This is a genomic window from Bradyrhizobium sp. Kon69, assembly GCF_055807515.1.
This window is the reverse complement of sequence record NZ_JBVVOS010000289.1, coordinates 1-286: the sequence shown is the minus strand read 5'-3', so window position 1 is coordinate 286 and position 286 is coordinate 1. Positions and strand designations below refer to the sequence as shown.

The 286-nt window shown below is 66.1% G+C and carries 1 protein-coding gene; it reads right to left on the bottom strand.

Annotation, left to right across the window (positions count from 1 at the left end):
* On the bottom strand, nt 1-155 hold a 155-nt coding region (locus tag AC0L3U_RS39210; protein WP_473365092.1), incomplete at its 3' end, for a hypothetical protein.
* Nucleotides 156-286: the final 131 nt, after the last annotated feature.

The following is a 286-nucleotide window of genomic DNA, read 5'->3' as shown; positions in this document are numbered from 1 at the left end:
ACGACGGCGTGATGGCGGTGTGGCCGGTGTTCGATGAAGCTGGTGCAGCCCAGGTGAGTGCCGCCGTCGCGTTGCAGATTGAAGGGCGGTACATCCTCTTCGCGCAGCCCCAATTCCAGGTCATAGGCGGTGACGTCGCGCAGCAGGAAATCCATCAACTGACGCAACCGCCCGCGCTGCTCGCCGACCCTGAATTCGACATGCGCGGCCTGGCCTGGAATCCGCTGTGCGACGCCGCCACGCCCCTGATCGGCCTGGTCATCCGCCTGCGCCGGCTGGACAAGCA